Origin of the sequence: Alloalcanivorax venustensis (genome assembly GCF_047495515.1) — a bacterium.
Classification (GTDB): Bacteria; Pseudomonadota; Gammaproteobacteria; order Pseudomonadales; family Alcanivoracaceae; genus Alloalcanivorax; species Alloalcanivorax venustensis.
In genome coordinates, this window is sequence record NZ_CP179934.1 from 2,659,083 (window position 1) to 2,683,219 (window position 24,137).

Below are 24,137 nucleotides of genomic sequence, written 5' to 3' on the forward strand. Positions count from 1 at the left end.
ACAAACCCGGCCCCGGGGGATAAATCCGGCCTTCACGGCGCGCTTGAAGTTTTACATAAACACCACGCCCCGGGTGCTTTCCTACCGCTAGAATGCGCGAATCAGATGATGTTGTGGAGGCAAAGGATGGTCCGTTCCGCAGTTCTGGCTATTGGTATTCTAGTGGCGTCCCTGGCCTGCGCCGATAACAGCGACAGCGTGTTTGAAGAAGCGCTGCACGCCGCCCGCAATGATGATTGGAACGGTCTGGCGCAGGCACAGAAACGCCTGTCCGACGATCACCCGCTGCAGGCTTACCTGGAATTCCACCGGCTGCGCGCTGCCCTGCCCGATCTCTCACCGCAGCGCGTGGTGGAATACGGCGAGCGCTACCCGGATTCGCCGCTGCCCGACGATATCCGCCAGCACGCCCTGGTGGCCTACGCCAAGGAATCGCGCTGGCGCGACGTGCTGAAGGTCTACGACCGCGCGCCACGGGGCACCGAGCTGCGCTGCTATTACCTGCGCGCCCAGTGGGAAAACGGTGACAAGGGTGTGCTGCCGCAGGTTCGCGAGCTCTGGCTTTCCGGCAGCTCGAGACCGTCCAGTTGCGACCCGCTGTTCGAAGCCGCCCGGGACCAGGGCGTGATCGGCGAACAGGAAATCTGGCAACGTCTGCTGCTCGCCTTCGACCAGGGCGCCACCGGCCTGATGAGCTACCTGGCCGACATGCAGAGCGGCGCCGACGCCACCGCCGGCGAGTGGCTGGGCCGCCTGCACCGGGACCCGGAGCGGCTGCGCGAGCTGCCCGAGGGCATCGGTGATGAACGCCGTGAACAGCTGCTCAGCGCCGCCCTGCGCCGTCTCGCCTACACCGACACGGTGCGCGCCCGGGAGCTGTTTGAACAGGAAAGCGCCAACCTGGGTCTCAAGGACCCGGCCCTGCGCGAGCGCGCCGCGGAGCGCATTGCCTGGTACTCCACCATTCGCGGCATTGAAGAGAACCGCCAATGGCTGGACGGCTGGCTGGCCAACAACGGCAGCGCGGACACCCTGGACCAGCGCGCCCGGCGTAGCGTGATCGAACAGCGCTGGGACGAGCTGCCTGACTGGGTGGCCCGCTTGCCGGCGGCGGCGCGCGACGACAGCCGCTGGCAGTACTGGCTGGGCCGTGCCGCCGAGGAGAACGGCGATGATGAGGCAGCCCGCGCCCACTGGGGCCGCGCCGCCGGGCAGCGTAACTTCTATGGCTTCCTGGCCGCCGAACGGCTCGGCCAGGCCCCGGTGTTCAGCAATGCCTCGCCGGCCACCGACGACAGTGCCCCGACCCAACCGGGCCTGGCGCGGGTGGCGCTGCTGCGGGAGATCGACGAGCCGCAACTGGCCTGGGACGAGTGGAACTGGATGCTCTGGCACAGCAGCGAGGGGCAGCGCCGGAAGCTGGCGCAGCACGCCTTGCAGCAAGGCTGGTACGACCTGGTGGTGCAGGCGTCGATTCAGGCCCGTGCCTGGAACGTGCTGGCCTGGCGCTTCCCGGCCGCGCACCGGGACCTGTTCGTGAACGCCGCCCGTCGCCACGATCTGGACCCCTGGCTGAGCATGGCGGTGGCGCGCCGCGAAAGCGCGTTTTACCCCCACGCCCGTTCCCCGGTGGGCGCCCAGGGCCTGATGCAGCTGATGCCGGGCACCGCCCGCAAAGTGGCGCGCGACGCCGGCCAGACCCCGCCCGACGCCCGCCAGGTGATGGATCCGGACGTCAATGTGGCCCTGGGCACCCGTTATCTGGCGGAGTTGCTGGAGCGGTTCAACGGCAACCGGGTGCTGGCGCTGGCCGCTTATAACGCCGGCCCGCACCGGGTGGACGACTGGCTCGCCGAGGAAGAGGACGCGGTGCCGGCGGACGTCTGGATCGAGTCCATTCCCTTCTATGAAACCCGGGAATACGTGCAGGCGGTGCTCACCTACCGGGTGCTGTTCCAGGGCTTGCACGGCAACCGGGAAGAACTGGTGCTGCTGCGGCCCGACGAGCGCGGCACGCCCTACTCCCTGGCGATGATGGATTAGGCGCCGGCTGAGTCGAGCTGGCGAATGTGATAGTCCAGGCGCCCCCGGCGCAGCAGCGGCGCCAGCCGGGCGTCCTGCTGCAGGCGGCGGCGCAGATGCACGCTGCGCGCCGGGTCACGGGTGAAGGCCACCACCGCGTTGTGGCAGTCGCCGCAGGATAACCGGAAGCGGCTGCTCCAGCCTTTCATGATGTGCTGGTCGGCGGCGTGGCTTTGCCGGTATTCGGTGAAATCGCCGAAATTCATCACCAGGGTGCCGCGTGCGCTGACGTGCCGGGCCAGGGTCCGCACCCAGGCCCGGTCGGCGGGCACCGCCCGACTGACCGCCTCGTTATCCGGGGCGAACAGATCTTCGATGATCAGATCGAACGGCTCGCCGTCGTAGGCATTGAGCCAGGCCACCGCGTCGCCGAGCACGGTCTGCTCGCCCTCGCCCACCACCGAAAACACCTCGCGGGCCACCGCCAGGTGGTGCGGGTCCAGCTCCACCGCGATCAGCTTGTCCGGGGCCAGCAGTTCGCGGATCGGCGGCAGCAGGGTGCCGCCGCCCAGCCCCAGAATCAGCACCCGCCGGAAGCGCTGCGGCTCACTGAGCAACGCCGGCAACCAGAGCAGGTCCCAGACGCTGCCGGTGACCAGCCGCTTGGGGTGGAACTCGGAGTGCTGCACACCGTTGGCGAACAGGCGCATGCGGTCGCCGCGGCGGTGTACCTGATACAGCACACCGTCTTCCTGACGCTGCCAGACCACCGCCATCAGGAGTCGACGCCCAGGCCCACCCCGGTCACGTCACCGTCGGCGCGGGGATCGCCCAGCCGCACCTGGTCCTCGGGCAGGCCGTGCTCTTCGATCAGCCGGTCACGGGCCTGCCGGGCCCGCTCCCCGGCCAGCTCCAGAAGGGTCTCGTCGTCCACCTCGGCGGCCGCCTGTTCCAGCATCCGCCGCCAGGCTTCCCGGGCGCGATCGGCGTCGCTGTCGCCTTCCAGGGTGTCCCGGTCGCGGTCCAGGCGGTCCTCATAGGTGTCGAGGATACGTTCGCGCCAGTCTTCGCCGGTGAGCGCGGTGTCCAGGCCCGGCCAGTCACCGCCCAGGTCGTCGATCACCTCGGCTTCGCCGAGCGCGCGCCGGTCGTCGTCACTGGCCTGCCCGGTGAGGATCACCGTCAGGTTGTTCCGGTCCTTGAGAATGTCCGCCAGGCGCGCCACCTTATCGCGCGTCTCACCCGTGGGCCGGTCGTCGCCGGCCCGGAAAGGCAGGTATTGCAGGTCGTCGTCGCCGCCGCCGGCGAGGCTGGCGAGCATGGAGAACGGCGCCGTGGCGGCTTTCACCAGCACATTGCGGATCACCCGCAGCACCACGCCGCCGGCGCTGAACCCCGGGTCGTTGAGATCACCGGCGATGGTCACCGGCAGGCGGATCATGCCGGAGCTGTCACGCAGCACCGACAGGCCCAGCTTCACCGGCGCGTCCAGCGCCTGTTCGCTGTCCACTCGCTCGCCCAGGTAGAACTTGTCGGCGGCGATCTTGGTGGTGCTGTCCAGCTGGCCGTCCTCGATCGACACTTCGGTGTCCACGTCCAGACGACCGCGCTCGACCCCGAAGCCCAGATAACGGGTGGTGAACGGGGTCAGGGTTTCCATGCCGTAGCCGTCCAGTTGCCCGGTGAGGTCCAGGTACAGCGGGCTCACCGCCAGATCGCCCTGGGCGCGCAGGCGGGCCTGGCCGTTTACGCGCCCCGAGGTCTCCAGCCGGGCGCGGCCGGAGCCGGTGTCGAAGTTTTCCATGACGCCGCTCCACTGCTCCAGCGTGACGTCGAAATCCGGGGTCAGGGTGTTGTCCCGGTGCGCCAGCCGGGACTCTTCCACCGACACGCGCCCGAGCATCACCCGCCAGGCCGGACCGTCGTCCTCGCCGTCATCGTCGCCGGCCAGGCGCGTCATCAAGCCGCGGCCCTGCTCGTCGAGAAGATGGCGAAAATCAATGCCGCGGCCGGCCAGGCCGTCCACGGTTACGCGACGGTCGGCGGTTTTGACACTCAAACCGTCGGCGGCCAAACGCGCCACGCTGAGGGTCTCGCGGCCGTTTTCGCGGATGTCGGCGTCCGCCACGCTGGCGCGGCCGGTGACGGTGATATCCGGCGTATCGCCGGCCACGGTGAGCGCCAGCTCGCCGCCGGCGCGGCCCTGCTCGATGGTCAACGGCACGGCGTTGGCGAGCCAGGGTGACAGCGTGGTCAGCGGCAACTCCTCGAGGTCGAGATCGGCGGACACCTTCAGCGGCGCAAGCTGTCCGGTGCCGGAGTGCGACAGGCGGCCGCTTTCCGCCAGCACGGCGCTCCCCTCCCACTGCCAGCGGACGCTGTCCTCGACGCGGAAATCGGTGAGGTTGAGAGCCCCTTCACTGAGCGTTACTTCAACCGGCTCGGGCAGGGTCTGGTCGCGGAACACCACGCTGCCGTTCTCCACCTTGAACCGGTCCAGGGTGACGGCCCAGGCCTCGCCTTCGCGGATCCGCTCGGCGGATTGGTCCGCTTCCTCGCGCACCTTTTCACGGGTCTCCCGGGCCCGGTCCGGATCGGACGGCAAAAACAACGTGGCCAGGTCCAGCCCTTCGCCGGTCAGCACCGCCCGCATCGCCGGCTCGGTCAAGGTCACTTCCGGCACGCTGACACGGCGCTCGGTGAGATCCAGGCTGACGCCGTCCACCTTGAGGGTGGGCACCTCGAAGCTGGGCGCCTCGTTGCCGTCGCGAAGAATGCGCAGCCGGTCCAGCTGGAAACGGCCGTTGTCCACGGTCAGGCCTTCGCCGTCCCCGGTGCCGTAGCGGTAATCCGCCGCCAGCCCGAGCATGCCGGACGGCACCTGGAACGGAAAATGCGGCTCCAGCAAACGGGTGAAGGCGGCCACGCCCACCTTGTCCATTTGCAGGCGGCCTTCCACGGTCAGCGGCTCGAACACAAAGCGGCCGCGCCAATCCAGGGTGCCGCCGTCGGGGCCTTCGACGTGCATCTGGTAAAGGTTGTCTTCTTCACCCACGCCCCGGGTGGTCAGGTCCTCGATGCTGAACGCCACCGGCAGAGTCAGGGAACTGGGCTCGCTGCCGGACACGTCGTTCAGCGTCACGCGGCCTTCGGACAGGCGCAGATGGCTGATGGTGAACGCGGGCGGACCGGAGGCTTCGTCTTCCGGCGGGGGCTCGTCGGCGGTGTCCTCTTCGCCGCTTTCGCGCAGGCGGGTGACGATGTCGTCCAGGTTGAGGGCGCCGTTCTCGCCCCGGCGCAGGCGGACCTCCAGGCCGGCCAGGTCCACATCGCTGACCCAGGGGCGCCAGTGGAACAGCGACGCCCAGAAGGAGGTATTCACGTACAGGCGGTCAAACCGGGCCAGGAAGTCGGTGTCCGGATCCGCGATCCGGAACCGTTCCGCGGTGGCCGACAGCGTCAGCGGGTTGAGCCGCACTTCTTCCACGGTCACGTCCCGCCCCAGCAGACCGGACAACCGCTGCTCGATCTCCCCACGCGCCCAGCCGGGCAGAATCAAAAACACCGTCAGCGCGTACAACACATACAACAGGGCCAGAATCGCCAGAATCCGGGCGCCCCATCCCCGCGAGCGCCACCATTGTATCGGTGTGTCCATGTCGTCGTTCCCTCTGCCCGGTTGCGCAAGCGCAAAGTCTAGCATTAACGCCGTGAACAGGTCGCCCCGGCGGCCATTGCGCCGGCGGCGGCAAGGTTCACACTCAGCCTTTTCCAAGGAGGCCGCCATGAGCGACAACTATCTACTCAAGATGTACCAGAAAGCGGCGAAACTGCCCCGCGGCCGCCGGCTTTTCTCGATTATGTTCAGCCGCAAGGCGCCCTATTTCGGCACCATCAAACCGCTGATCGCGGAGCTGCGTCCGGATTACTGCAAGGTCACCTTCAAGAAGCGCAGGGCGGTGGAGAACCATATCGGCACCGTGCATGTGATCGCCATATGCAACGCCATGGAAGCCGCCATGGGGGCGCTGGCGGAAGCGTCGATTCCCAAGCACCTGCGCTGGATTCCCAAGGGCATGGACGTGCGCTATACCGCCAAGGCCACCTCGGACATCACCGCCATTGCCGAGGTCGCGCCGGGTGCCTGGGAAAACGGCCCCGAGTTGCCGGTGACGGTGACCGCGTACCGCGACGACGGCACCGTGGTGGTGGAAGGCACCATCCACCTGTGGGTCACCGAGAAACCCGCCCGCGAATAAAATCAGCGGCCCGGTCGGCGGCGCCGGCCAGGTTCGCCCGCGGGTCGATGCCGCTGCGTTTGCGCGGCGTGAGATCGTGATCGCCGTCGGGCACCCAGTGCAAGGTTACCCGGGACGGCAGGCTGTAGCCGGCCACTTCCGGGGGCTTTCCGAACGGGTCCCTCTCCCCCTGGCAAATCAGCACCGGCGCCGCCAGCGCCGGGAAATGATCCAGCCGCGTCTTTTCCGGTTTGCCGGGGGGATGGAAGGGGTAGCCGAACACCACGCACCCGTCCGGGGCGGTGTCCGGGTCCGCCGCCAGCATGGTCGCCATGCGTCCGCCCATGGACTTGCCGCCCACCCAGACCGGGCCCGGCGCCGTCCGGCGCACCTCGTCCAGCACCGCCTGGAAACACGCCATCAGCCGGGGGGCACGATCCGGCGGCGCCTTGATGCCTTCTTCGCGGCGCCGGGCCATGTAGGCGAACTCAAAGCGCGCCACCTCGATGCCGCGCTCCGCCAGCAGCCCCGCCATGGTCGCCATGAACGGGCTGTCCATGGGCGCGCCGGCACCGTGGGCCAGCACCAGGGTGGCGACGGGCGTGGCGGGCGCGCGGTTCCAGAGAAGTTCCGGCATCGGCGTTGATTCCTTTGTGCGGTTAAACCGGAGCCACAATGTGGCCGATCCCGACTCCCCTGTAAACGCGGGCGCTATCAGGCCTCCCAGAGGTGCATCTGGCCGGCCAGGCCGGGCGGCCGGAACGCGCTGCTGTCCAGGGTGAAACTTTCCCGGGGCGCCAGGCCGTGGCGCTGGCAGGCCACCTGGAAACGGCGCGCCAGCAGTTCCGCCATCGGCCCCTGGCCGCGCTGCCGGTGGTGCCAGCGGCTGTCGTAGCTGGCGCCGCCGTGCATTTCCTTCAGCGCCGACATCACCCGTTCGGCCCGCTCCGGATAATGCCGCTGCAGCCATTCCTCCCACAGCGGCCCCACTTCATGGGGCAGGCGCAGGGCCACATAGCCGGCACTGCGGGCGCCGGCCGCCGCCACCTGCTCGACGATATCCTCCAATTCCTGATCGTTGATAAACGGAATCAACGGCGCCACCAGCACGGTCACCGGCACCCCGGCGCGGGCCAGCTCGCGCACCGTTTTCAGGCGCTCACGGCCACCGCTGGCACGCGGCTCCAGCTGGTTCTTGAGGCGGTTGTCCAGGGTGGTCACCGACACCGCCACCGAGGCCCGGCCCTCGACGGCCATCGGCGCGATCAGGTCCAGATCGCGCAGCACCAGCGCGCTTTTGGTGATCAGGCTGAAGGGGTGCCGGCATTCCGCCAGCACCTGCAGAATCTCCCGGGTTATAAGCCGCTCGCGCTCCACCGGCTGGTAGGGATCGGTGGCGGTGCCGATCACCAGCGGCCGGCAGCGATAGCCGGGTTTGCGCAGGGTGTCGCGCAGCACCTCGGCGGCGTTGTCCTTGCAGAAAATCTCGGCCTCGAAGTCCTGCCCCGGAGAGAGGTCCACATAGGCGTGGTTGGGGCGGGCGAAACAGTAGATACAGCCGTGCTCACAGCCCCGGTAGGGGTTGATGCTGCTGTCGAAGTGCAGGTCCGGGCTCTGGTTGTGGGTAATGATCGACCTGGCCTGCTCCCGGTGGTAGCGGGTGGGCCGGGCGGTATCCGCCTCGTCGCTGACCACGGTGGTGACCTGAAAGCGGCCGGGGTGCCGGCTGAGGGTGCCGCGGTTGGATGCGCTGGTGGCCATGCTGCCTCCAAATACTGATCATATGGACAGTATTATGGGCAGCCCACCGGGGAACCGCAACAGCGGATTAGTAAACCGGGTGAATCAGTGGGGCCGCACCGGCTGCACCAGCACCCAGGGCATCACGACCACGGTCCACAGCGCCTGGTCGGACTCGAACCAGGCCCGTGCCTGGTCGTCGGTGACGCCGCCCACGCGGCCCTGGTCACGCCACGGCTTGAGCTGCTCGGTCCGGTCTTCGGCGAACGCCACGGCCACTTCGATCAGATCCAGGTCGCCGGCCACGGCCACGGTCTGGCCGCGGGCAAAGAACGGCTGCAGCTCTTTCCAGTCCGCCTTGGCGGTTTCCTGGTTGAGTTTGGCTCTGAGAATGTCGCTGTCGGTGGGGTCGGCCATGACGTCTCCTGTTGGTGGCCCCGGCGCGGCTGGCGACCGGGCGGCGCCATTATCGCCCACGACGTTCGTAACGCAAGGGAGCGCTTGTGGGAGCGGAACTGAAGAGAGGGAAAAAGAGCGCCCGCCTGGGGAGGACGGGCGTCTGTACCGAAAGGAACGTCCGTGTTCTTTCGCGTCCTTGCCCGATCCAATATAAGAGCCCCGCCGGCTCTTACCTATAATCCATCGCCGTCAATCCGTGTAAGAGATTTGCTCATTGTCGGCGACGTTATTACCACCTGATCTCGGTACCGATGTCGGGGACCGGGTTGCCGTCGCGGTCGAACAGCGCCAGGGTGGCGCCGTTTTCGTCGACGCTGACGCGGGAGAAGGCGTCCCGGCTGTAGACCTCGCCGGGCACCGTGACCCGGCCCAGGGACGGCTTCCAGAGGCCGCGCAGGGTGTGGTGGTCACGGATCATCGGCCGGTACCAGCGGAACGCCATCAACGCGGTGGGCCAGAACAGGCCGGAGCAGATCCAGCCGTGTATCGGGTTCCGTCCGCGCCGGTCCAGGCGGGCGTACAGGGAGGCGTGCACGTCGCCGCTGAGCATCAGTAATCGCCGACAGCCGCTGTCGTGGATGGCGTCCACCAGCCGCTGGCGCTGGGCGGCGAAGCCTTCCCAGCTGTCCTGCCCGCGGAACGGCCAACGCTGCTCGGGAAACAGCGGCACCGAGGACACCAGGCATTTGACCCGGTCCGGCTCGTCCTCGAGCCAGGCCACCACCGCGTCCTCCTGGGCCCGGGACATGATTTTGCGTTGCCAGGGCCAGCGGCTGAGCACGCGCTCGGTGCGCAGATCCATCAGGAAGAAGTCCGCGCAGCCCCAGCGAAAGCGGTACCAGAGCGCGTCCGGGTCGCGCTCCAGGCGGGTGCCTTCCGCGTTCAGCGGCACCGCCGGGGAGTGCGAGGCCTGGTAGATCTGGTAGGCCTTCATGGCGGCCGGGTATTTGCTGGTCCACAGATCCGGATTGGCGCGCGCCGGCCAGTTGTTCTCGATTTCGTGGTCGTCGAGGATCATGTGGTGGTTGTAGTTGGCCATCAGCCGGCGGATGTTGGGCTGGCCGAAACTCTGGCGGTAGAGGTCGAAATACTCCCGCTGGGAGGACGCCGCCGCCACTTTCCAGGTGGAATCGGCGTACACCTGGTCGCCGCCGTAGAGGACGAAATCCGTGGGGCTGGCGGCGGCGTTGTCCGCCATGCGGGAGAAGATGCGGTCGGCCCGGCCGTCTTCCACCTCGTGGTCGAGCCCCACGAAGCGGTAACAGCAGGAGCCGAACAGGAAGCTCACCGGCGCCCGGGGCGAGGCCGGCGCAGTGCGGAAGTGGCCGGTGTTGACGTGGCCCCAGTCCAGTGCCTTGTCCTCGCTGTCCGCCGCCGCCACCGCGCCGGCCTGGAACTGATAGCGCCGCCCCGGCTCCAGGTCCTTCAGCACCACCACGCCGCTGCTGTCGAAGTTACCGTTGATGCGGAAATGCCTCGGCCCGCGCCAGCGCGTCTCGCCTTCCAGCCGCCAGCGTATGCGACCGTGCGGCGCCTTCTGGCCGGCCTTCAAGGTTCCGGCGGGCATCACGCCGAGAATACGAATGCTGGTTTGACCGGCGGTGCCCACGATCGGACCGACGACAAACGGCTCTACCCTGCTCTGCATTTAGTGTTCCCCCCGAAAGAGCGCGGATACGTCACTGATTGAGCCACCTCTTAAGCACTGCTAGCATCCAGAAAGATTACTTAGCGGGGTGGCGGTTATTTTGTTGCAAGATGCGGTATCTCACACCTTGCGGTTCGCCGCTCTGGTCCTGCTGCTCGGCGCCGCCGCCGGCCCGGCCCGCGGCGACGATGCCGCGGTGTTGACCTCACAAACCGAAACCCTGAAACCGTATCCGGCGGTTCGTTATTTTTGTAGCCCGGCGGCCGAATCACCGGCGCCGGAGCAGCTGTTCGGCAACCCCGAGGCCTGGCCCTGGCGGGCCACCGGCAACGAGATGGCCAACCTGGGGTTCACCGCCGATCACTGCTGGTTCCATTTGACCGTGCGTAACCAGGACAACGCCGAGAACGAATGGCGCCTGGTGGTGAACTACGCCCTGCTGGGGCAGCTGGACACCTATGTCCTAACCTCCGACGGCGAGCGCCTGGCGCACTTCAGCGCCGGCATGGACAGCGCCTTCAACGAGCGGGCCAGCGCCGAAGCGACGCCTTCTTTCCCACTGAACCTGCCCCCCGGCGAGCAGCGGGAGCTGTATCTGAAGGTGGTGTCCCCACACAGCATTCAACTGCCTCTGGAGTTGATGAGCAACCCCGCGTTCCAGTCCGCCACGCTGGCCCACACGCTGGTTCAGGGTTTGTTCTTCGGCGGCATGCTGGTGATGATTCTCTACAACCTGTCGCTGTTTTTCTCGATCCGGGAAAAGGCCTATCTGCTGTACGTGTGCTGGTCGCTGGCGATCACCCTGTTCATGGCGGTCCTGCACGGCTATGCGCAGAAGTATCTGTGGCCCGGCTCGGCGCTGATCAGCCAGTACATTCTGCATTACCTGCTGCCGCTGCTGGTGATTCTGCCGTCCCTGTTCACCTTGCACTTTCTCGACCTGCCGGAACGCTCCCCCCCGCTGGCGCGGCTGCTCAGAGGCCTGGTGGGCCTGGGCGTGGCCCTGCTGCTGGCGGCGCCGTTCGTAAGCCGGGAGCTGCTGATTCCGGTGGCGGTGCTGGCGATCCTGGCGATGGATTTAAGCATTCTGCTGATCGGCCTGCTGCGCACCCAGGCCGGCGACCCGGACGCGCGGGTGTTCACCCTGGCCTGGCTGTGCTTTCTGGTCGGCGCCGCCGCCATGTCGCTGAACAAGTACGGCATCGTGCCGCGCAACGGCTTCACCGAAAACCTGCTGCAGGTGGGCGTGTTCCTGGAGGTGGTGCTGCTGTCACTGGCCCTGGCCCGGCGCATCAACCGCCTCAAGGAAGCCCATGCGCTGTCCGTGCGCGACAAGGCGGTGGCCGAGATGGACGCCTTCAAGGCCGGCGCGCGCAACCAGGCGAAAAGCGAGTTCCTGGCCACCATGAGCCACGAAATCCGCACGCCGATGAACGGCATCATCGGCATGACCGACCTGCTGCGGCGCACCACGCTCAGCGGCCAGCAGGCGCAATACGTGGACACCATCTACCAGTCCACCCAGTCGCTGGTGACGGTGATCAACGACATCCTGGATTACTCACGGATCGAATCCGGCAAGCTGGAGCTGGAGTATCAGGAAGTGGACGTGGAGCACCTGGTGGACGACTGCGTGCGGCTGTTCTCGCTGCGGGCGTCGGAGACCCGGGTGCCGCTTTACACCTTCATCGATTCCCGCGTGCCCCAGCGCATCCATACCGACCCGATCCGCGTGAAACAGGTGCTCACTAACCTGCTCAGCAACGCCTACAAGTTCACCGACCAGGGCCAGGTGGCCTTGCACTTGAGCGTGCGCCAGCCCCCCGACGACCAGGGACAGTGCGTGATGATGCTGGAAGTGGTCGACACCGGCATCGGCCTGGACGAGGCCCAGCAGCAGAACCTGTTCCAGGTGTTCAGCCAGGGCGCCCGCGGCAGCCGCCACAAGTCGCAGGGGGCCGGGCTGGGCCTGACCATCTGCAAACGGCTCACCGAGTTGCTGGGTGGGGAGATCGGCGTGTCCAGCTCACTGGGGCGCGGCGCCACCTTCTGGATCACCCTGCCGACCCGGGTCGGCGCCCCCAGCCGCGAGAAAAACCCGCTCGCCGGCCACCAGGTGATGATGATCAACGAGAACGCCTCGCTGTCGTTGAGCCTGTCTCAGCTGATGGCCCGCTGGGGGCTCGGCGTGATCGAGTTCGCCGACTGCGAGCAGGCCCTGGCGGGCCTCAGCGCGGACACCCTCCGGGCGGACATTCTGCTGGCGTCGGAGGCCAACCTGGCCCGGCGCGGCGAACTGATCCATATCCGCAACCGGCTGGGTGACCCGCCCCTGCTGATTCTCCAGGCCACCGGCGCGGAAATCACCGGCGAGCTGCCCGGCGACATGCTGCTGGTGGAGACGCCGGTGTCCTCGCGGGCGCTCAAGCACACGCTTTCCACCCAGCTGCAGGAGCGCCTGGACCAGGCCGAGCCCGCCGACAGCGCCCCCAGCGGCGCCTCGGAGCATCCCGGCCTGCGCCGTCTGAACGTGATGGTGGTGGAAGACAACGCCGTCAACCAGCTGGTGATCGACAGCATCCTGCGCTCCATCGGCATCCACGCCACGCTGCTCAACGACGGCGCCCAGGCCCTGCGCCGGGTCAGCGAGCGCCCCGGCAACTGGGACGTGATCTTCATGGATTGCGAAATGCCGGTGATGGACGGCTACCAGTCCACCCGCGAGATCCGTCTGTTCGAGCAGAGCCGGGACGTGGACCCCTGCTGGATCATCGCCCTGTCCGCCCACGCCGCCGGCGATTACGTGCAAAAGGCCCGCGACGCCGGCGTCGACGATTACCTCAGCAAGCCGGTGTCCCGCTCCCAGGTGTTGGAGGCGCTGCAGCGCAACCGGGCGCTGTCCGCCGGCGGCGACTGATCGCGACGGATGAAATGGCCGGCGCGGGCCAGTATCATGTCGGTTCGTTTTTCTGCCGACGTTGAAGTTCTCCATGAGCGAAGCACCCCGCAAGATACTGGTCACCAGCGCCCTGCCCTACGCCAACGGCCCGATCCATCTGGGCCACCTTCTGGAATACATCCAGACCGACATCTGGGTGCGCTTTCAGAAGCTGCGCGGCGAGCAGTGCCTGTACGTTTGCGCCGATGACGCCCACGGCACCGCCATCATGCTCAAGGCGGAAGAGAAAGGCATCACGCCGGAGCAGCAGATCGAGCAGGTGAAGGCCGAGCACGAGCGCGACTTCGCCGCTTTCCAGATCCGCTTCGACAATTACTACAGCACCCACAGCCCGGAGAACAAAGCGCTCTCGGAAATGATTTTCCAGCGCAACAAGGACGCCGGTTACATCCTGGAAAAGACCATCACCCAGCTCTACGACCCGGAAAAAGGCATGTTCCTGGCCGACCGGTTCGTGCGCGGCACCTGCCCCAAGTGCAAGACCGCCGACCAGTACGGCGACAACTGCGAGGCCTGCGGCGCCACCTATTCGCCGTCGGAGCTGATCGACCCCTACTCCGCGGTGAGCGGCGCCACCCCGGTGGAGAAAGAAACCACCCAGCTGTTCTTCGACCTGCCCAAGTTCGAGCCGCTGCTGCGTGAATGGACCCGTTCCGGCTCGCTGCAGGAAGGCGTGGCCAACAAGCTGCAGGAGTGGATGGAAGACCTGCAGCCCTGGGACATCTCCCGGGAAGCGCCCTACTTCGGCTTCGAAATCCCCGGCTATCCCGGTAAGTATTTCTACGTGTGGATGGACGCGCCGGTGGGCTACATGGCCAGCTTCCAGAATCTTTGCGAGCGCGAAGGCATCAACTTCGACGACTACTGGAAAGCGGATTCCGACGCCGAGCTGTACCACTTCATTGGTAAGGACATCATCAATTTCCACGGTCTGTTCTGGCCGGCCATGCTCGACGGCGCCGGCCTGCGCAAACCCACCGCCATCTTCAGCCACGGCTTCGTCACCGTGAACGGCGCCAAGATGTCCAAATCCCGGGGCACCTTCATCATGGCGCGCACCTACTTGGATCATCTGGATCCGGAGTATCTGCGCTACTACTTCGCCGCCAAGCTGAACAGCCGGGTGGATGATTTCGACCTCAACCTGGAAGACTTCGCCCAGCGCGTGAACACGGATCTGGTCGGCAAGGTGGTCAACATCGCCAGCCGCACCGGCAACTTCGTCAAGAAATTCGGCGGCCGGCTCGGCGACGATCTGGACAACCCGCTGCTGGCCCGCGAAGCCCAGGAAGCGGCGAGCCGCATCGCCGCCTTCTACGAACAGCGTGAATTCAGCAAGGCGATGCGCGAGATCATGAGCCTGGCGGACCACGCCAACGGCTACATCGCCGACAAGGCGCCCTGGAGCCTGGCCAAAGAGGACGGCAAGGAACAGGAAGTGCTGGCGATCTGTACCACCGCGCTGAACGTATTCCGCCTGCTGGTGCTGTACCTGAAACCGGTACTGCCGGGTCTGGCGGAACGCGCCGAGGCCTTCCTGGATATCCCGCCGCTGACCTGGGCGGACGCCGGCACCCTGTTGCTCGACCACCCGATCAACAAGTTCAAGCCGCTGCTGTCACGGGTGGACATGGCGCACATCGAAGCGATGCTGGCCGATTCCCGCGACACCAACCCGGCGGCCTCCGCCGGGGAAGCGGCGGCCCAGGACACGCCCGAGGAGGAAGACGACACCATCACCATCGACGACTTCCTCAAGGTCAAGTTGCGCGCCGCCCGCATCGCCAAGGCGGCGCCGGTGGAAGGTGCCGACAAACTGCTGCAGCTGACCCTGGACGTGGGCGAACTGGGCGAGCGCAATGTGTTCGCCGGCATCAAAAGCAAATACCGCCCGGAAGACCTGGAAGGCCGCATGGTGGTGCTGGTGTCCAACCTGGCGCCGCGCAAGATGAAGTTTGGCGTTTCCGAAGGCATGGTGCTGGCCGCCGGCCCCGGCGGCGATGACATCTTCCTGCTCAGCCCGGACGACGGTGCCCAGCCCGGCATGGAGGTGCGCTAAGGCGCCGGCCTGCGATTAAAGATGCCGATCACCGGCGCGCCATGCGCGCGCATGACCGGCTCGATTTCGCGGAACAGCGCGTGGTAGTGATAGAACGGCACGCGGGGAAACGCGTGGTGGATCGAGTGCAGGTTCTGGCCGAGCCAGAACCACTCGAGGGGTTTCATCCAGACGGGCATGATCAGGCTGTTGGTGTTTCGATAACGCGCCGGCTCTTCGTACGGCAGGTGCGGGCGGTAGGCGAACCAATAGGCGGTGAATAAGCCGCCGGGCAGAAAGCCTGCGATCAGTAACACGAGGGTCGACACGGTCGGGAAAAGCGCCAGGAAAGCCAGGCGCCAACCGATCGCCAGCGCCACTTCGGCGAAGTAGATGGCACGCTCGCGCCGCGGCATCGTCGCCCAGTGGTCGCGGAACAGGAAGGTGTTCTGCGTCCACAAAAACTTGAAGCCGTAGACGATGAAGGCCAGAAAGCCGTGACGCATACCGCTGACGATGAAGTCCGGGTCCTTGTCCGGCTGGTTGGTATAACGATGGTGGGTGAAGTGCTCCACCTTATGCGTGGAGTAGGGAACCATGATCAGCGGCGCGACGAGGTAACCACAGAGATCGTTGAGCCATTGCAACCGCTTGTGGCTGCCGTGGATATTGCCGTGGGCGGCCTCGTGCAGCGGCGTGTACGACATATACGTCAGTGCGGCATAGATCAGCGCCGCTGCCCAAAGCGGAACCTGGCCGGCCGCGAACAGCCAGAGGTTGGCGACAAAGGCAATCAGCACGAGCGCCACCAGGAGAACTGTTGGCCACGCTAGTCCCCCTGTATACTTCTTCGAGATGGCAATTGCCTGCTTGTTCAGCACACTCAGGTCCTGCTCCATGGGTCACTCCGAGTTCACGTTGACGAGCCTCCAAGCTAGAGGCCGCCGGCGATGGGCAACAGCGCATTGCCGGCCTTCGGCAGGGCATATCCGGCCAGATGGAGGAGAAGCGTATCTCCGTAAAGGGCATGTCAGCGCAGACGAGTGTTCTACATCCGATCGCCATTGCCCAGGTGATGGTCAACTTCGCGGCGCGTTACGACGTCGACGCCGAGACCTGTCTGCTGGGTACCGACATCACCGAGGCAAAGCTGCGCGACGCGGATGTGCTGATCTCGCGCGAGCAGGAAATGCGCCTGATCGAGAACCTGATCCTGGCGCTGCCGCAGGCGCCGGCGCTGGGCTTCGAACTGGGCATGCAATACAACGTCGCCACGTTCGGCACCTGGGGATTCGCGCTGCGCACCAGTCGCACGCTGCGCGAGGGGATCGAGCGATCTCTGCGCTACCTGCCGTTGAGCACGGCTTACTGTCGCTTCTGGTCGGAGATCGACGAACGCGAGCTCGCTTTTTGCGCCGATCCCGGCGCCATTCCGCAGCACCTGCGCCAGTTTCTGCTGGAGCGTGATACCGGTACCACGGTCAATCTACTCACGGAACTCAGCCTGTCCGGTATTCGCGAGCGTGGTCTGGAGTATGAAGGGCCGGCGCCGGCACCGGCGCACGTCGCGCGCATCGAGGCCTTGTGCGGTATTGCGCCACGCTATGGCAGCGCTCGCAACGCCATTGTGCTGCGGCGGGAGGATGTCGAGATCCCATTGCCAATGTACGACGCCCACCTGGTGCGCCTGTTGGAGGACCAGTGTCGCGCCCAGCTCAAGCGGCGCCAGGTCGGCGGCGTGGCCGGTCAGGTCCGCCAGCTCATCCTGGGGCCGCTGGACCTGGCCGCGTCAATCGAAGAAGTCGCGCAGCACATCGCCATGGCGCCGCGCAGCCTGCGGCGCAGGCTTGAAGAAGAAGGCACCAGCTTCCGCGACATCGTCGAAACGGAGCGCCGGCAACTGGCCGTGCAGTTGCTGCAAGACACCCAGATGAAGCTCGACGAGATCGCGCCGCAGCTCGGCTACGGCGACACGGCCAGTTTCACCCGTGCGTTCCGGCGGTGGTTCGGGCAGGCGCCCGGGGAGTACCGCAAGTTGTCCGGAACGTGAGCGCGTTTCACATCCTGGATATTATGGAGTCATGGTGAAATAAAAAAACCGCGACCAACAGGCCGCGGTTTTTGGTTCCGTGGCGCCCGCGCGGGGCGCCGAACGGACAGGGGGTTTACTGACCGCCCTGCTGCTGACGCATCTGTTCCTGCATCTTGCGCATCTGCTCACGCTGCTGCTGAGCACGCTTTTCCAGGGTGGCACGCTGCTCTTCGGTAAGCGTGTCCTGGATACGGGCCTGCAGAAGCACGCTCTCGGCGGTCACATCGCCGGTCAGCTCGCCCAGCTCTTCCGCGTTATCGCGGATTTCGCCTTCGTCATAGTCCGGACCGATCTGGTCGCTCAGAGCCTGTTGCAGCTGCTGCGCTTCCTTACGCATCTCGGTGATCTTGCCTTCGGAATCCTTGATCATTTCCCGCAGTTCCTGCTTCTGGTCGTCGTTCAGATCGACCATTCGATCCAGCTGGTCCACCTGATCGCCCTGCTGCTGGCCGGGGGCCGCTTGCTGAGCGGTGGCGGTGGCACTGAGACCGAGGGCCAACAGGACCATCAGGCTCATTTGCTTTAAGCTCGTCATAGAGATCTCCCAGACGTTGTATGCACATGGTGTCAATTCGTGAACGGGTCACGCTACCGGATCAGGCAACGCGACGTCACCCCCGGTTCCCCAGGCTTCACCGGACGGCCTCCTCCGACCCCCGGGTCACGGCTGTGCAGCCGAGTCATGACGCGGGGTCCAGCGGGACACCTCGGAAACGGAAAATTTTGCTAAACTCGCCGTTCCCAAGCTCGAACCGACCCTAATTGATGACTGAATACCTCCTCATCCTGATCAGCGCAGTGCTGGTGAACAACTTCGTTCTGGTGCAGTTCCTCGGCCTGTGCCCGTTCATGGGCGTCTCCAATAAGGTGGAGACCGCCATGGGCATGTCGCTGGCGACCACCTTCGTGCTGACCCTGTCGTCGGTGCTCGCCTACCTCACCTGGGCCTATATCCTGGTGCCGTTCGAGCTGGAATACCTGCGCACCATCAGCTTTATTCTGGTGATCGCGGTGGCGGTGCAGTTCACCGAGATGTTCGTCAAGAAAGCCAGCCCGCTGCTGTACCGGGTGCTGGGCGTGTTCCTGCCGCTGATCACCTCCAACTGCGCGGTGCTGGGCGTGGCGCTGCTCAATGTGCGTCAGAGCGACGCCACCTTTATGAGTTCCCTGACCTACGGCCTGGGTGCCGCCCTGGGTTTTTCGCTGGTACTGATTCTGTTCGCCGCCATGCGTGAGCGGATCGCCGTGGCCGATGTGCCCGAGGCCTTTCGCGGCCCCAGTATCGGTCTGATCACCGCCGGGCTGATGTCTCTGGCGTTCATGGGCTTTTCCGGGCTGATCAAGTTATGACCACGGTACTGATCGCCATCGCCGCCCTGCTCGGGCTGGCGGCGCTGTTCGGCGCCGTGCTCGGCTACGCCTCCGAGAAATTCAAAGTGGAAGGCGACCCCATCGTCGAGCAGATCGACGCCCTGCTGCCGCAAACCCAGTGCGGCCAGTGCGGCCACCCCGGCTGCCGCCCCTACGCCGAGGCCATCGCCGAGGGCGAAGAGCACAACCGCTGCCCGCCCGGCGGCGAAACCACCGTGGAAGCGCTCGCCGACCTGCTCGGCCGCGAGGTGCTGCCGCTGGATAACGAGGGCGCCGAGGACGCCAGCGTGGAGCGCGTGGCCTACATCCGCGAGGACGAATGCATCGGCTGCACCAAGTGCATTCAGGCCTGCCCGGTGGACGCCATCGTCGGCGCCGCCAAGCAGATGCACACGGTGATCGCCGACGAGTGCACCGGCTGCGACCTGTGCGTGGACCCCTGTCCGGTGGACTGCATCGACATGATCGAGCGCCCGGTGACCCTGGCCACCTGGACCTGGGACCGGCCCGCCGGCATCGGCCGCCGCCCGGAACAGCGCATTGAGGTGGTGAACCTGTGAGAGCGAACCTGTCCCTGTTCCAGCGTCTGCTACCCGGTGCGCGGCGCGCGCCGACCTATGATTTCCCCGGCGGCGTGCACCCCGCCGAACACAAAACCGTGTCCAACCGGGCGCCGATCGCGCCGGGGCCAAGGCCGGCGCAGCTGGTGCTGCCGCTGAATATGCATCTGGGCGCCCCGGCCCGGCCCATCGTGGCGGTGGGCGACCGGGTATTGAAGGGACAGATGCTGGCCGAGCCCGCCGGCGCCGTCAGCGCCGCCCTGCACGCGCCCACCTCCGGCACCGTGGTGGCCCTGGGGCCGCGCCCGATTCAGCACCCCTCCGGCATGGACGCGCTCTGCATCGTGCTGGAGCCGGACGGCGAGGACCGCTGGGCGGAGCGCCGGCCGGTGGCCGACCACACCCGGCTGGGGCCGGGCAAACTGATCGCCCTGCTGCGCGACGCCGGTGTGGCGGGCCTGGGCGGCGCCGGCTTCCCCACCAGCGTCAAGGTGAACCTGGGCGACCATCAGCGTGTGGAGCAACTGATCATCAACGCGGTGGAGTGCGAGCCCTACATCACCGCCGACGACCGCCTGATGCGCGAACGGGCGGACGAGATCGTGCTCGGCATTCAGATTCTGCAGTACCTGCTCAATCCCCACGACACCCTGATCGGCATCGAGGACAACAAGCCCGAAGCCATCGACGCCCTACGCGCCGCCTGCGCGGACAGCGACGTGGAAATCCGCGTGGTGCCCACCAAGTACCCTTCCGGCGGCGAAAAACAGCTGATCCAGCTGCTCACCGGCAAGGAGGTGCCCAGCGGCAGCATCCCCGCCCAGTGCGGCGTGGTGTGCCAGAACGTGGGCACCGCCTGGGCGGTGAAACGCGCGGTGCACGACGGCGAGCCGCTGCTGTCACGCATCACCACCGTCACCGGCGATGCCGTGGCACGCCCCGGCAACTACGAAGTGTGGCTGGGCACCCCGGTGGCCGACCTGCTGCACCACGCCGGCGTCGACAAGGAGCGGCTCGGCCGTCTGGTCATGGGCGGCCCGATGATGGGCTTTACGCTGCACGATCCGTCGGTGCCGGTGGTCAAGACCAGCAACTGCGTGATCGCCGCCAGCGCCGAGGAGCTGCCGGAACCGCCGCCGGAGCAGGCGTGCATCCGCTGCGGCGCCTGCGCCGAGGTGTGCCCGGCCAACCTGCTGCCGCAACAGCTCTACTGGTACGCCAAGACCGACGACTTCGAGCGCGCCCAGCACCACAACCTGATGGACTGCATCGAGTGCGGCGCCTGCGCCTATGTGTGCCCCAGCCATATTCCGCTGGTGCAGTACTACCGCTACGCCAAGGGGGAAATCCGCACCCAGACCGCCGAGCAGATCAAGGCGGACCGCGCCCGGGAGCGTTTCGAGGCCCGCCAGGCCCGGCTGGAACGGGAACAGGCGGAGAAGGAAGCCCGCCGCCGCGCCCGTCTGGAGGCCAACCGCAAGAAGCAGGAAGCGGCGACCGACAGCGGCGCCGGCGACGAAAAGCTGGCGGCGCTGAAGAAGGAAGTGGGCCAGGCGTCCAGCGCCTACAAAGCGGCGGTGAAAGCGGCCAAGACCGCCGAAGCCCAGGAAGCGGACAACGCCGCCGAGCTGCGCGCCCGGGCGGACAGCCTCAAGGCGGAAGCGGACCGGGCCAAGGCGGCCCTGCGCGACGCCAAGGCCGCGGCCCCGGCGCCGACGGCGGCGCCCGCCGAATCCACCGCCCTGGCGGACCTGAAGAAAGCAGTGGGCGAGGCCTCCAGCGCCTACAAGGCGGCGGTGAAAGCCGCCAAGACCGCCGAAGCCGAGGAAGCGGACGACGCCGCCGAATTGCGCGCCCGGGCCGACCAGCTGAAAGCGGAGGCGGACCGCCTGAAGGCCGAGTTGCGCGACGCCAAGGCGGCCCAGGGGCCGGCGGCCGCCCCCGCCGCGCCGGCGCCGTCGACGCAGGACAAGGACACCGCGGCGGAGAAACCGGCCGCCGCCGGGGCCGCGCCCAAGGCCGCTGGGGATGACCAGGCCGCCGCCAAGCGCCAGAAGCGCCTGAAAGCCCTGAAAACCGCCTACAACATGGCGCACAAACAGTACAAGGAAGCCCACGCCGCGGTGGAACGGGCCGAGCGCGCCGGCCAGGAGAGCGATGAGGCCCTCGCCGCCATGCACGCCAAGGTGGAGAAACTGAAAGCCAAGGCGGACCACTGCCGCGACGCCCTGGACGCGCTGGTGGAGCAGGCCAAGGCGGATATCCTCGCCCACACCGGCAAGGACCTGAAAACCCTGAAGCTGGACGCGGCCCGGGCGGAAAGCGCCCTGCGCGACAAGGCCGACGAGCTGGAGCGGCGCCGCGACACCTCCGACGCGGACACCCTGGAAACCCTGAATTCGGAATTGGACGCTTTGCAAGAACACGCGCAACTGACCCGCCTGGCGCTGAAAACCGCCGTGGAAGAACAGGGGCTGGTGGAAGAATGAGCCTGATCAACGCCCCTTCCCCGCACACCAGCCGGCACACCGACACCGGCGCCGTCATGCGCCAGGTGGTCTATGCCACCCTGCCCGGCCTGGCGGCGCTGGTCTGGCAGTTCGGCCTGGGCAGCCTGCTCAACGTGCTCTGGGCGGTGCTGGTGGCGGTGGTCTGCGAGGCCCTGTTCCTGCGCGCCCGGGGCAAGCCGGTGGCGTTTTATCTGAAGGACTGGAGCGCGGTGGTCACCGCCGTGCTGCTGGGCCTGGCGCTGCCGCCCACCGCGCCCTGGTGGCTGACCCTGATCGGCGTCGGCTTCGCCATCGTGGTGGCCAAGCAGCTCTATGGCGGTCTGGGCATGAACCCGTTCAACCCGGCGATGATCGGCTATGTGCTGTTGCTGATCTCTTTCCCGGTGGCGATGACCCAGTGGATCGCGCCCGGCGAGGCGCCCGCCCCGGCGGACAGCCTCGCCCTGTTCCTCGGCCAGGCGCCGGCGGACGCCTTCACCGGCGCCACGCCGCTGGACACTTTCCGCACCTGGGCCGGCGACGCCGAGGCGCTGGCCGGCCGCGACATTCTCGCCGGGCAGCTGGCGGGCCCCGGCTGGGAGACCGTTAATCTGGCGTTCCTGCTCGGCGGCCTCTACCTGCTGGCGCGCCGTATCATCACCTGGCAGATCCCGGTGGCGTTCCTGGCCGGCCTGGCGCTGCCGGCGCTGATCGCCCACCAGGTGGACGCGGCGCGCTTTGCAGGCCCGCTGTTCCACCTGTTTTCCGGCGGCGCCATGCTGGGCGCGTTCTTCATCGCCACCGACCCGGTGAGCGCCGCCACCAGCCGCCTGGGCCGGTTTATCTACGCGCTGCTGATCGGCCTGCTGATCTGGGTGATCCGCACCTTCGGCGGCTACCCGGACGCGGTGGCGTTCGCGGTGCTGCTGCTCAATCTGTCGGCGCCGTTTATTGATTACTACACCCAGCCGCGCGCCTACGGGCACCGCAAGGCGAACAAGGGGGCCAACCCATGATCCGCCAGGCGATAACCCGCAACGCCGTGATCCTGGGGCTGTTCGCCATCGGCACCGCCGCCGCGCTGGCGCTGACCAACCAGGCCACCCTGCCGCGGGTGGAGTGCAACCGCCAGAACGCCCTGATCGCGTCTCTGGCCCAGGTGATGCCCGACGACCGTCACGACAATGTGCTGATCACGGACCGCATTGAAGTGCGTGACCCGCTGCTCGGCAACGGCGCGCAGCATATCTACCGGGCCCGCCGCGACGGCGCGCCGTCCGGCGTGGTGCTCGAAGCCACCGCCCCGGACGGCTATGGCGGCGCCATTGATCTGATCGTGGGCGTGGACACCGGCGGCCGCGTGCTGGGCGTGCGGGCGGTGCCGCCGCACAACGAAACCCCGGGCCTGGGCGACAAAATAGAACGGCGCAAATCCGACTGGATCACCACCTTCAACGGCCGCTCCCTGACCAACCCGGACGACGCCGGCTGGGCGGTGAAGAAAGACGGCGGCAGCTTCGACAGCTTCACCGGCGCCACCATCACCCCGCGCGCCGTGGTCGGCGCCGTGCACCGCGCCCTGCTTTATTTCCGTGATCACAAAGAGCAGGTTTTCCAGGCACCGGCCACCGACGACGCGCCAGACAGCATGAGGGAGGCCTGCCGTGGCTGAGACCGACTACCGGAAAATCACCCTCGACGGGCTCTGGAACAACAACCCGGCCACCGTGCAGATACTCGGCCTGTGCCCGCTGCTGGCGGTCACCGGTACGGTGGTCAACGCCCTGGGGCTGGGGCTGGCCACGCTGGTGGTGCTGATGGGCTCCAACGGCGCCGTGTCGCTGATCCGCGGCTATGTCACCGACGCGGTGCGGCTGCCCGCCTTCGTGATGATCATCGCCGCTCTGGTGACGGTGATCGAAATGCTGATGCGCGCCTTCACCTTCGAGCTGTACGAAATCCTGGGTATTTTCATTCCCCTGATCGTCACCAACTGCACCGTGCTGGGCCGCGCCGACGCCTTCGCCAGCAAGAACCCGGTGCTGCCCTCGCTGCTGGACGGCTTCATGATGGGCGCCGGCTTCCTGGTGATCCTGGTGATCCTCGGCGGCATGCGCGAGCTGATCGGCCAGGGCACGCTGTTCGATAACATGCAGTTATTGCTGGGCCCCGTCGCCTCCGGCTGGCGCCTGGAAGTGTTCCCGGACTACCCCGGCTTCCTGTTCGCGGTGCTGCCACCGGGCGCCTTTATCGGCCTGGGGCTGATCATCGCCGGCAAGAACGTTATCGACCGGCGCCTCAAAGCCGCCCGCAAGGCCCGGCAAGCGGACCAGCCCACCGCCAGCCGGCGGGTACGCACCACCGGCAAGGTGAGCTGAAAAGCGGGTGATCGGGCCAACACGGTTGCCGTTCTAATGTCGTAGCCCCAGTGATCTGGTTCAAAAGCACGGCGCATTTAACAGCGTTATACAACGTTCACCGGGCTTCCCGGGTAAAAATAGCGCCCACTACGTTAAAGCGC

The 24,137-nt window shown here is 66.8% G+C and carries 19 protein-coding genes; 11 read left to right on the forward strand and 8 right to left on the reverse strand.

Annotation, left to right across the window (positions count from 1 at the left end):
- The first annotated feature begins 126 nt into the window (after positions 1–126).
- Positions 127–2,043, forward strand: coding sequence for a transglycosylase SLT domain-containing protein (locus ACMG4O_RS12500; RefSeq protein WP_414433876.1), 1,917 nt, complete (start codon positions 127–129; stop codon positions 2,041–2,043).
- Here the strand turns inward: ACMG4O_RS12500 and ACMG4O_RS12505 are convergent.
- Positions 2,040–2,798 (reverse strand): hypothetical protein, encoded by a 759-nt coding sequence (locus ACMG4O_RS12505; protein ID WP_414433877.1) that lies wholly within the window; start codon positions 2,796–2,798, stop codon positions 2,040–2,042. The two genes, ACMG4O_RS12500 and ACMG4O_RS12505, sit on opposite strands and share 4 nt — an antisense overlap.
- Entirely contained in the window at positions 2,798–5,680 is a 2,883-nt protein-coding gene (locus ACMG4O_RS12510; RefSeq protein WP_414433878.1) for a DUF748 domain-containing protein, read from the reverse strand. The genes ACMG4O_RS12505 and ACMG4O_RS12510 overlap by 1 nt, the downstream gene beginning before the upstream one ends.
- 127 nt (positions 5,681–5,807) lie before the next feature.
- Here ACMG4O_RS12510 and ACMG4O_RS12515 point away from each other — a divergent pair, with 127 nt between their 5' ends.
- Positions 5,808–6,281 carry a hotdog fold domain-containing protein gene (locus ACMG4O_RS12515; RefSeq protein ID WP_142949102.1) on the forward strand — a complete coding sequence of 158 codons (474 nt, stop codon included), beginning with the start codon at positions 5,808–5,810 and terminating at the stop codon, positions 6,279–6,281.
- On the opposite strand, the gene ACMG4O_RS12520 is transcribed toward ACMG4O_RS12515, so the two are convergent.
- The 4 genes from ACMG4O_RS12520 to ACMG4O_RS12535 all read right to left on the reverse strand — a co-directional run bounded on the left by ACMG4O_RS12520 (position 6,256) and on the right by ACMG4O_RS12535 (position 10,107).
- The gene (locus ACMG4O_RS12520) at positions 6,256–6,897 is read right to left on the reverse strand and encodes an alpha/beta family hydrolase (protein WP_335629797.1); all 642 of its coding nucleotides are present in this window, start codon (positions 6,895–6,897) and stop codon (positions 6,256–6,258) included. The genes ACMG4O_RS12515 and ACMG4O_RS12520 overlap by 26 nt on opposite strands.
- A gap of 77 nt (positions 6,898–6,974) precedes the next feature.
- Positions 6,975–8,021, reverse strand: coding sequence for a PA0069 family radical SAM protein (locus ACMG4O_RS12525; RefSeq protein WP_142949104.1), 1,047 nt, complete (start codon positions 8,019–8,021; stop codon positions 6,975–6,977).
- 84 nt (positions 8,022–8,105) lie between these two features.
- A complete protein-coding gene (locus ACMG4O_RS12530) occupies positions 8,106–8,417 on the reverse strand; it encodes a DUF2288 domain-containing protein (RefSeq protein ID WP_142949105.1) in 312 nt (103 codons plus the stop codon).
- 271 nt (positions 8,418–8,688) lie between these two features.
- Positions 8,689–10,107, reverse strand: coding sequence for an alkaline phosphatase D family protein (locus tag ACMG4O_RS12535; RefSeq protein WP_142949106.1), 1,419 nt, complete (start codon positions 10,105–10,107; stop codon positions 8,689–8,691).
- Between the two features lie 127 nt (positions 10,108–10,234).
- Between ACMG4O_RS12535 and ACMG4O_RS12540 the strand changes: the two genes are divergently transcribed.
- On the forward strand, positions 10,235–13,024 hold the full coding sequence (locus ACMG4O_RS12540) for a 7TM diverse intracellular signaling domain-containing protein (protein WP_414433879.1): 2,790 nt from the start codon (positions 10,235–10,237) through the stop codon (positions 13,022–13,024).
- Positions 13,025–13,097: 73 nt separating this feature from the next.
- Complete coding sequence (gene metG / locus ACMG4O_RS12545) at positions 13,098–15,125, forward strand: methionine--tRNA ligase (RefSeq protein WP_370202842.1); 2,028 nt, start codon at positions 13,098–13,100, stop codon at positions 15,123–15,125.
- On the opposite strand, the gene ACMG4O_RS12550 is transcribed toward metG, so the two are convergent.
- Positions 15,122–16,003 (reverse strand): fatty acid desaturase family protein, encoded by an 882-nt coding sequence (locus ACMG4O_RS12550; RefSeq protein ID WP_370202844.1) that lies wholly within the window; start codon positions 16,001–16,003, stop codon positions 15,122–15,124. The two genes, metG and ACMG4O_RS12550, sit on opposite strands and share 4 nt — an antisense overlap.
- Positions 16,004–16,101: 98 nt before the next feature.
- On the opposite strand from ACMG4O_RS12550, the gene ACMG4O_RS12555 reads away from it, so the two are divergent.
- Positions 16,102–17,154, forward strand: a complete 1,053-nt coding sequence (locus ACMG4O_RS12555; RefSeq protein WP_370202845.1) for an AraC family transcriptional regulator — start codon at positions 16,102–16,104, stop codon at positions 17,152–17,154.
- Positions 17,155–17,269: 115 nt separating this feature from the next.
- Here the strand turns inward: ACMG4O_RS12555 and ACMG4O_RS12560 are convergent, their stop codons facing one another.
- Entirely contained in the window at positions 17,270–17,731 is a 462-nt protein-coding gene (locus tag ACMG4O_RS12560; protein WP_067609970.1) for a Spy/CpxP family protein refolding chaperone, read from the reverse strand.
- Positions 17,732–17,961: 230 nt separating this feature from the next.
- On the opposite strand from ACMG4O_RS12560, the gene rsxA reads away from it, so the two are divergent.
- The 6 genes from rsxA to ACMG4O_RS12590 are packed head-to-tail and all read left to right on the forward strand — an operon-like array spanning position 17,962 to position 23,994.
- A complete protein-coding gene (rsxA, locus tag ACMG4O_RS12565) occupies positions 17,962–18,546 on the forward strand; it encodes an electron transport complex subunit RsxA (RefSeq protein ID WP_142949109.1) in 585 nt (194 codons plus the stop codon).
- Positions 18,543–19,127 carry an electron transport complex subunit RsxB gene (gene rsxB, locus ACMG4O_RS12570; protein ID WP_142949110.1) on the forward strand — a complete coding sequence of 195 codons (585 nt, stop codon included), beginning with the start codon at positions 18,543–18,545 and terminating at the stop codon, positions 19,125–19,127. Before rsxA ends, rsxB begins: the two co-directional genes overlap by 4 nt.
- Positions 19,124–21,616 (forward strand): electron transport complex subunit RsxC, encoded by a 2,493-nt coding sequence (gene rsxC, locus ACMG4O_RS12575; RefSeq protein ID WP_370202847.1) that lies wholly within the window; start codon positions 19,124–19,126, stop codon positions 21,614–21,616. Before rsxB ends, rsxC begins: the two co-directional genes overlap by 4 nt.
- On the forward strand, positions 21,613–22,632 hold the full coding sequence (gene rsxD, locus ACMG4O_RS12580; protein WP_142949111.1) for an electron transport complex subunit RsxD: 1,020 nt from the start codon (positions 21,613–21,615) through the stop codon (positions 22,630–22,632). Before rsxC ends, rsxD begins: the two co-directional genes overlap by 4 nt.
- Complete coding sequence (gene rsxG / locus ACMG4O_RS12585; RefSeq protein ID WP_194856969.1) at positions 22,629–23,288, forward strand: electron transport complex subunit RsxG; 660 nt, start codon at positions 22,629–22,631, stop codon at positions 23,286–23,288. Before rsxD ends, rsxG begins: the two co-directional genes overlap by 4 nt.
- Positions 23,281–23,994 carry an electron transport complex subunit E gene (locus tag ACMG4O_RS12590; protein ID WP_194856970.1) on the forward strand — a complete coding sequence of 238 codons (714 nt, stop codon included), beginning with the start codon at positions 23,281–23,283 and terminating at the stop codon, positions 23,992–23,994. Before rsxG ends, ACMG4O_RS12590 begins: the two co-directional genes overlap by 8 nt.
- Positions 23,995–24,137: the final 143 nt, after the last annotated feature.